The sequence below is a fragment of the Hansschlegelia beijingensis genome, assembly GCF_045505405.1.
Classification (GTDB): Bacteria; Pseudomonadota; Alphaproteobacteria; order Rhizobiales; family Methylopilaceae; genus Methylopila; species Methylopila beijingensis_A.
In genome coordinates, this window is record NZ_JBJKEX010000118.1 from 1 (window position 1) to 8,182 (window position 8,182).

Annotated in this window: 6 protein-coding genes and 1 pseudogene; 6 read left to right on the plus strand and 1 reads right to left on the minus strand. The window is 70.1% G+C overall.

Annotated elements, in window-relative coordinates; translation table 11 throughout:
- Window positions 1–17 precede the first annotated feature (17 nt).
- On the plus strand, window positions 18–155 hold the full coding sequence (locus ACIKT0_RS09405) for a hypothetical protein (RefSeq protein WP_407105101.1): 138 nt from the start codon (window positions 18–20) through the stop codon (window positions 153–155).
- Here ACIKT0_RS09405 and ACIKT0_RS09410 read toward each other — a convergent pair.
- Window positions 92–877, minus strand: a pseudogene (locus ACIKT0_RS09410) (aldo/keto reductase); the annotation flags it as partial. The gene ACIKT0_RS09405 and the pseudogene ACIKT0_RS09410 overlap by 64 nt on opposite strands.
- 237 nt (window positions 878–1,114) lie before the next feature.
- On the opposite strand from ACIKT0_RS09410, the gene ACIKT0_RS09415 reads away from it, so the two are divergent.
- The 5 genes from ACIKT0_RS09415 to lon form a co-directional block, all read left to right on the plus strand.
- Window positions 1,115–1,621: a (2Fe-2S)-binding protein gene (locus ACIKT0_RS09415; RefSeq protein ID WP_407105096.1), complete on the plus strand. Its 507-nt coding sequence runs from the start codon at window positions 1,115–1,117 to the stop codon at window positions 1,619–1,621.
- Window positions 1,618–3,825 (plus strand): xanthine dehydrogenase family protein molybdopterin-binding subunit, encoded by a 2,208-nt coding sequence (locus ACIKT0_RS09420; protein WP_407105097.1) that lies wholly within the window; start codon window positions 1,618–1,620, stop codon window positions 3,823–3,825. Before ACIKT0_RS09415 ends, ACIKT0_RS09420 begins: the two co-directional genes overlap by 4 nt.
- An 8-nt stretch (window positions 3,826–3,833) precedes the next feature.
- The gene (locus tag ACIKT0_RS09425) at window positions 3,834–5,135 is read left to right on the plus strand and encodes a c-type cytochrome (RefSeq protein WP_407105098.1); all 1,302 of its coding nucleotides are present in this window, start codon (window positions 3,834–3,836) and stop codon (window positions 5,133–5,135) included.
- A gap of 173 nt (window positions 5,136–5,308) precedes the next feature.
- The gene (locus tag ACIKT0_RS09430) at window positions 5,309–5,716 is read left to right on the plus strand and encodes an Hsp20/alpha crystallin family protein (RefSeq protein WP_407105099.1); all 408 of its coding nucleotides are present in this window, start codon (window positions 5,309–5,311) and stop codon (window positions 5,714–5,716) included.
- Window positions 5,717–5,726: 10 nt separating this feature from the next.
- The coding region (lon, locus tag ACIKT0_RS09435) for an endopeptidase La (RefSeq protein WP_407105100.1) at window positions 5,727–8,182 on the plus strand (2,456 nt) is incomplete at its 3' end.

Consider the following 8,182-nt stretch of genomic DNA (forward strand, 5'->3'; position numbering starts at 1 on the left):
GCGTCTCCCGCGCCCAGGTGGCGCTCGCCTGGGTGGCGCAGAAGTCGGAAGTCACCGCGCCCATCATCGGCGCCTCGAAGCCCGGCCACCTCACGGACGCCGTCGCCGCGACCCTGGCCACGGCCTCGGCGACCTGCCGGTCGCCCGGCACGTAGAGCGTGCTGCCGAATTCGTCCTTGTCCTGCCGCGCGCTGCTCTCGTCCCAGTCGCGGGTGAGCCGCCCGCGCGCCAGCGGGCTCCACGGGATCACCCCCACGCCCTGGTCCGCGCAGAGCGGCAGCATCTCGCGCTCCTCCTCGCGGTAGATCAGGTTGAGGTGGTTCTGCATGCTCACGAACTCGACCCAGCCGTTGAGCCGCGAAACGTAGAGCGCCTTGGCGAACTGCCAGGCGTACATGGACGAGGCGCCGATGTAGCGGACCTTGCCGGCGCGCACGACGTCGTTCAGCGCCTCCAGCGTCTCCTCGATGGGCGTGTCGTAGTCCCAGCGGTGGATCTGGTAGAGATCGACGTAATCCGTCCCGAGCCGCTTCAGGCTCGCGTCGAGCTCCGCGAAGATCGCCTTGCGGGACAGGCCGCGGCCGTTCGGGCCCGGCCGCATCGGCATGAACACCTTGGTGGCCAGCACGATCTCGTCGCGGCGGGCGAAGTCCTGGATCGCGCGGCCGACGATCTCCTCCGAGGAGCCGAGCGAGTAGAAGTTCGCGGTGTCGAGGAAATTGATCCCGAGCTCGAGCGCCTGCCGGATCAGCGGCCGGCTGGTCTGCTCGTCGAGCGTCCAGGCGTGGGCGCCGCGCCCGGGCTCGCCATAGGTCATGCAGCCGAGGCAGACGCGAGAGACGTCGAGGCCGGTGGAGCCGAGTTTGACGTAATCCATGCTTGTTCTCGCAGATGGGGGCAGATCAGGTCGGTCGACAGAAAACGCAGCCCGGCTGAACCGGCGGGCGACCGCGACCCTGTAGCGGCGGACTTTGCGGCCCCGGCGGCCCTTTCGGCCATGCTCATCTCTGCACGTAAAGCTTGCAGCGGCGAGCGTCGAAAGCGGCGGACCCCGGCGCTATGTCGCCCGGAGCGGCGTCGAGGCGCCGGCTCAGGATCGAGGAGGCTCGTCCGCATGCTCACGCTCAACGTCAATGGCGAGGACCGCTCCGTCGAGGTTCCCGAGGACATGCCGCTCCTCTGGGTGCTGCGCGACGTCATCGGCCTCACCGGGACCAAGTTCGGCTGCGGCATCGCCCAGTGCGGCGCCTGCACGGTGCATGTCGACGGCCAGGCGGTGCGCTCCTGCGTGCTGCCGGTCGGGGAGCTCGGCGACGCCAAGATCACCACCGTGGAGGCGATCGGCGCGACGCCCGAGGGCAAGAAGATCCAGGACGCGTGGCTCGCCGTCGAGGTCGTGCAGTGCGGCTACTGCCAGACCGGCCAGGTGATGAGCGCCACCGCGCTGCTGCGGCACAACCCGCAGCCGACCGACCAGGACATCGACGCCGCCATGTCGGGCAACATCTGCCGCTGCGGCACCTATGTGCGCATCCGCCAGGCGATCCATCAGGCCGCCACCGGCAAGCCGGTCGCCGAGCAGACGATCGCCTACAACCTGCAGAAGGGGCCGGCGCAATGACCCTCCCGATCCCCGACATCGCCCAGCCCAGCCGCCGCGCGCTCCTGCAGACCGGCGGCGGCTTCGCGCTCGCCTTCTTCCTCGGCGTCGGCCCGGCCAGGGCGACCATCTCGGCCCGCCCCCAGCCCGGCGACGCCGAGCTCGCCGCCCGGGAGGGCGCGACCTTCGCGCCCAACGCTCTGATCCGCATCGACCGGGAAGGCCCGGTGCGGCTTGTGATGCCGAACGTCGAGATGGGCCAGGGCGTCTACACCACGGAGGCGATGCTGCTCGCCGAGGAGCTCGACGTCGGGCTCGACCAGGTGATCGTCCAGCACGCCCCGCCGAGCGACGCGCTCTACGGCACGCCGCTGCTCAAGTCGCAGACCACCGGCGGCTCGACCGCGGTGCGGGCGAACTGGATGATCCTGCGCGAGGCCGGCGCGGTGGCGCGCTCCATGCTGATCTCGGCCGCGGCCGAGCAATGGGGCGTGCCGGCCGCCGAATGCGTCACCGAGGCCGGCGTCGTGAAGCACGCGGCCAGCGGACGCTCCGCGACCTACAACGAGCTCGCGAAAGCCGCCGCCCGGCAGCAGACGCCCGAGAAGGTCGGGCTGAAGGACCCGAAGGACTTCAAGCTCGTCGGCAAGCCGATGCGGCGCATCGACAGCCCCTCCAAGATCGACGGCTCGGCGATCTTCGGCATCGACATCCGCGTGCCCGACATGCAGGTCGCCTATGTGATCACCTGCCCGACCGCCGGCGGCACGCTCAAGTCGGTCAGGGAGGACGAGGCCCGGAAGCAGCCGGGCGCGAAGGACGTGATCCGCCTGCCGCACGGCGTCGCCGTGACCGCGCCGAACTACTGGGCGGCGAAGAAGGCCGCCGAGGCGCTGGAGATCGAGTGGGACCACGGGCCCAATGTCGATTTCTCGACCGAGGGCCTGTTCAGGGCGCTCGACGAGGCGTCGCGCACCGGCAAGGCTCTGGTCGCCCGCAGCGACGGCCCGCTCGACCGCAAGGGCAAGACCATCGAGGCGGTCTACCAGCACCCGATCCTCGCCCATGCGCCGATGGAGCCGCTCAACGCCGTCGTGCATGTGCGGCCGGACGCCTGCGAGATCTGGGTCGGCAGCCAGGTGCCGACCCGCGCCGTGGGCGCGGCCGCGAAGCTGACCGGACTGCCGGAGGACAAGATCATCCTCCACAACCAGTATCTGGGCGGCGGCTTCGGGCGCAGGCTCGAGGTCGACTCCGTCGAGCTCGCGGTCAACATCGCCAAGCACGTGCCCTACCCGGTCAAGATGATCTGGTCGCGCGAGCACGACATCCGCCACGACATTCCGCGCACGGCCTATCTCGACCGGGTCTCGGCCGTGGTGGACGATGAGGGCTACCCGGTGGTCTGGAAGGATCGCACCTGCGGAGCCTCCGTGCCGAAGCGCTGGGCGCCGCAGATGCTGCGCAAGGACGGCTTCGACGCCGACCTGACGGAATGCTCCGACGAGCTGTCCTACGACATCCCCGCGTTCCACGTGGAATGGGTGCCGCACGACATGCCGGAGGCGGTCCCGATCGGCTGGTGGCGCGGCGTCGGGCCGACCCACAACATCTTCAAGGTCGAGGGCTTCATCGACGAACTCGCCCACGCCGCCGGCAAGGATCCGGTGGAGTTCCGCCGCAAGATGCTGGCCAAGAACCCGCGCCCGCTCTCGGTGCTGAACAAGGCCGCCGAGGCGATCGGCTGGGGCGAGAAGCTGCCGCCGCGCGTCGGACGCGGCGTCGCCTTCGCGTCGCCGTTCGGAAGCCATGTCTGCGCGATCGTGGAGGCCGAGGTGTCGCCGCGCGGCGTCATCCGCATCCGGCGCGGGGTGGCTGCGGTCGACTGCGGGCCGGTGATGAACCCGAACACGGTGGAGGCGCAGATCCAGGGCGGCCTGATCTTCGGCTGGACCATGGCCCTCTACAACGAGATCACCTTCGAGAAGGGCGCGGTGAAGCAGAGCAACTTCCACGACTACCGGATGATGCGCCTCAACGAGACGCCGCCGATCGAGGTGCACATCGTAAAGAACGAAGGGCCGATCGGCGGCATGGGCGAGGTCGGCACCGCGATCGCCGCGCCGGCGCTCGCCAATGCGGTGTTCGCCGCGACCGGCGTCCGTCTGCGCAGGCTGCCGCTCGACCCCAGGCTGCTCGCTGATCCGAAGGCGGGCGCGGCGTGAGGGCGGTCGTGAGAACCCTGGTCAGGATCGCGGTCGCGATCGTCGTTCTGGCCGCCATCGGGATCGCGGGGCTCGCCGGCTACCGCTGGCTGCACAACGACAGGGACGTCATGGCGGCGGACGCGCCCTCGTCGCCCGAACTCGTCAAGCGCGGCGAGTATCTGGCGCATGCGGCCGACTGCGTCGCCTGCCATCAGGTCCCGGGCGGCAAGCCCTATGCGGGCGGAACGCCGTTCAAGCTGCCCTTCGGCGTGATCTATTCGACCAACATCACGCCCGACAAGGAGACCGGCATCGGGACCTGGAGCGACGACGACTTCGTCCGCGCGCTCCATCACGGCGTCCGCAAGGACGGCAGCCATCTCTACCCCGCCTTCCCGTACACCTCCTACACCAGGATGAGCCGCGACGACGCGGTGGCCATCAAGGCCTACCTGTTCAGCCTCGAGCCGGTTCACGCGCCGGCGAAGAAGAACGAGCTGTCCTTCCCGTTCAATCAGCGCTGGGCGATGGCGTTCTGGAACATGGCGTTCCTCGACGCCCGCCGCTTCCGCGACGATCCGGACCGCAAGCCCGAGCAGAACCGGGGCGACTACGTGGCCAATGCGCTCGGCCACTGCGGCGAGTGCCACACGCCGCGCAACTTCGCGTTCGCGCTCGATGACAGCAAGGAGTTCGCCGGCGCGGACATTCAGGGCTGGCGCGCCTACAACATCACCTCGGACAAGACCTTCGGCGTCGGCGCCTGGACGGACCAGCAGCTCTCCGACTACTTCGCCAAGGGCCACGCCGAAGGGCGCGCGGCGGCTTCAGGCCCGATGGCGGAGGCGGTCGAATACAGCACGCGCCACCTGAACGAGGGCGACCGGAACGCGCTGATCAGCTATCTGCGGATCGTGGAGGCGCAGCCCGGGCCCGCCGGGACCGACATCGCGCCCGACCCGGAGTCGCTGAAGAAATCCACCGCCTGGGCCCCGCCGCCGGACGCCGCGAAGGGCGATCTCGGCCGCAGGATCTTCGAGGGCGCCTGCGCGAGCTGCCATCAGTACAACGGCAAGGGCCAGCAGACGCCCTACGCCGGGCTCGCCGGCCTGCGCTCGGTGAACGATCCGGACGGCGTCAACCTGACGATGGCGCTGCTTCAGGGGTCGGACCTGAAGGAGATCAACTCCGGCGCCTGGATGCCGAGCTTCGCCGCCTATTCCGACGTGGAGCTCGCCGCCGTGGCGAACTACGTCATCGGCCATTTCAGCGGGAAGCAGGGCCAGGTCACGCCCGAGAAGGTCGCGGAGCGGCGGAAGCAGCAGTGACGAAGCGAGCAGGCGATCTTCCGTCTCGCGATTGTCCGAGGTCATGGACCAGCGTCGGCCGGGCTCCTTAACTGAGGCCGGCTGCGGCTTGACGCCCGCAGGCCAGGCGCGCTGACTCGCCCGACGACGCTCTGTCGGGCGGGCTCGGCGGACACGACGAAGAGAGGCCCCCAATGGCGAACCGGGATCCGGTGAACTGGATGCTGGCGGAAGCGGTCGAGACGCTGGCGCGCGCCGAACGCATGCGCCGGCAGATCTTTCAGCTGCGGCCGGGAGGCGCTGCGCCGGAACCCTGCTGGGAGCCTCCGGTCGACGTCATCGAGACCGAGCACGAGGTTCTGGTCATCGTCGGCCTGCCGGGGGTGGACCCCGACCAGGTCGAGGCCGCGATCGACGACGGCGCGCTGATCGTCGCCGGCCGGCGCGTGCTCCCGCCCGAACTGCGCAACGCGGCGATCCACCGGCTGGAGCTGCCGCAGGGCCGGTTCGAGCGCCGCATCCCGCTTCCGACGGGCCGCTACGTGGTCCGTCGCGTCGCGCACAATGGCTGCCTCGTCTTCAGCCTCTCCAAGGTCACGTAGGAGCAAGCCGATGACGCCAAGCGACGCCTCGGGCGCCTCCGGCCCCGACACTCCGGCGCCCTCGCAGGGCGAGCCGATCCCGTCGGACGCGCTGATCATCCTTCCCGTGCGCAATGCGGTGCTGTTCCCGCACCTGATCGCGCCGTTCTCGATCGGCCGGCCGAAATCCATCGCCGCCGTCCAGCAGGCGGTGCGCGAGGAGCGGCCGATCGGAGTGCTGCTGCAGCGCGACCCGGAGATCGACGATCCCACGCCGGACCAGCTCCACCGCGTCGGCACCGTGGCCAACATCGTGCGCTACATGACGGCGCCGGACGGCTCGCATCACATCGTCTGCCAGGGCGTTCAGCGCATGCGCGTGCTGGATTTCCTGCCCGGCACGCCGTTTCCCACCGCGCGCGTCCTGCACATTCCGGAGCCGGAGTCGCGCTCGCCCGAGATTGAGGCGCGGTTCCTGCACCTGCAGGGCCAGGCCGTCGAGGCGCTGACCCTGCTGCCGCAGGCGCCCCAGGAGCTGATCGCCGCCGTGCAGGGCGCGACCTCGGCCGGCCAGCTGGCGGACCTCGCCGCCGCCTATCTGGACGTCCGGCCCGAGGAGAAGCAGGAGATCCTCGAGACCCTGGATCTCATCGCGCGCGTGGAGAAGGTCTCCCGACTGCTCGCCGAGCGGATCGAGGTGCTGCGCATCACGGCCGAGATCGGCCGGCAGACCAAGGCCTCGTTCGACGAGCGGCAGCGCGAGGCGGTGCTGCGCGAGCAGATGGCCGCGATCCAGCGCCAGTTGGGCGAGGGCGAAGGCAAGACGCAGGAGGTCGCCGAACTCAGCGAGGCGATCACCAAGGCCGAAATGCCGAAGGAGGTCGAGGAGCAGGCCCGCAAGGAGCTGCGCCGCTACGAGCGCATGCCGGAAGCCGCCGCCGAAGCCGGCATGGTGCGAACCTATCTCGACTGGCTGATCGAGCTGCCCTGGCGGCTCGGCGACGAGAAGCTGATCGACATCGCCGAGGCCCGCCGCATCCTGGACGAGGACCATTACGGCCTCGAGCGGATCAAGAGCCGGATCGTCGAATATCTCGCGGTCCGCAAGCTCGCCCCGCAGGGCCGCGCGCCGATCCTCTGCTTCGTGGGACCGCCCGGCGTCGGCAAGACCTCGCTCGGCCAGTCGATCGCCCGCGCGATGGGCCGGCCCTTCGTGCGCGTCAGCCTCGGCGGCGTGCATGACGAGGCCGAGATACGCGGACACCGCCGCACCTATGTGGGCGCGCTCCCGGGCAACATCATCCAGGGCATCCGCAAGGCCAAGGCGCGCAACTGCGTGATGATGCTGGACGAGATCGACAAGATGGGCCGCGGCGTGCAGGGCGATCCCTCCGCCGCGATGCTCGAGGTGCTCGACCCGGAGCAGAACTCGACCTTCCGCGACAACTATCTCGGCGTGCCGTTCGACCTGTCGCGCGTCGCCTTCATCGCGACCGCCAACATGCTGGACACCATCCCCGGGCCGCTGCGCGACCGCATGGAGATCATCAGCCTCGCCGGCTACACCGAGGACGAGAAGCTGCAGATCGCGCGGCGCTACCTCGTCCGCCGCCAGCTCGAGGCGAACGGCCTCACGGCCGAGCAGGCGGACATCGACGACGACGCGCTGCGGACGATCATCCGCGCCTATACGCGCGAGGCCGGCGTCCGCAACCTGGAGCGCGAGATCGGCCGCGCGCTGCGGCACGCGGCCGTGCAGGTCGCGGAAGGCAGCGCGACGCAGGTGCGGATCGGCGTCGACGAGCTGACGGCGATCCTCGGCCAGCCGCGCTTCGAGAACGAGGTCGCGATGCGCACCAGCGTGCCGGGGGTGGCGACCGGCCTCGCCTGGACGCCCGTCGGCGGCGACATCCTGTTCATCGAGGCGACCCGGACGCCCGGCCGCGGCGGGCTCATCCTCACCGGCCAGCTCGGCGAGGTGATGCGCGAGAGCGCGCAGGCGGCGATGAGCCTGGTGAAGAGCCGCGCGGCCTCGCTCGGGGTCGACCCGGAGATGTTCGAGAAGAACGACGTGCATGTGCACGTCCCGGCCGGCGCCACGCCGAAGGACGGGCCGAGCGCTGGAGTCGCCATGTATGTCGCGCTGGCGTCGCTGCTCACCAACCGCACCGTCCGCAGCGACACGGCGATGACCGGCGAGATCTCGCTGCGCGGCCTCGTGCTGCCGGTGGGCGGCATCAAGGAGAAGGTGGTCGCCGCCGCGGCCGCCGGCGTCACCCGGGTGATGCTGCCGGCGCGCAACCGCCGCGACTATGACGAGATTCCGCAGGGCGCGCGGGACCGGCTGGAGTTCATCTGGCTCGAGCGCGTCGACGACGCGATCGCGGCGGCGCTCGAGGGGGAGATCTGGATCCAGGCCTCCTACAACCCCGTGTTCTCGCCGGACGGCGTTCCGTTCAAGGTGGTCAAGTTCGCGACCGACGTCAC

Bases quoted from the DNA above. Each gene is read 5' to 3' on its own strand.
- ACIKT0_RS09415 (WP_407105096.1), top strand. From the start codon at position 1,115: ATGCTCACGCTCAACGTCAATGGCGAGGACCGCTCCGTCGAGGTTCCC.
- ACIKT0_RS09420 (WP_407105097.1), top strand. From the start codon at position 1,618: ATGACCCTCCCGATCCCCGACATCGCCCAGCCCAGCCGCCGCGCGCTC.
- ACIKT0_RS09430 (WP_407105099.1), top strand. From the start codon at position 5,309: ATGGCGAACCGGGATCCGGTGAACTGGATGCTGGCGGAAGCGGTCGAG.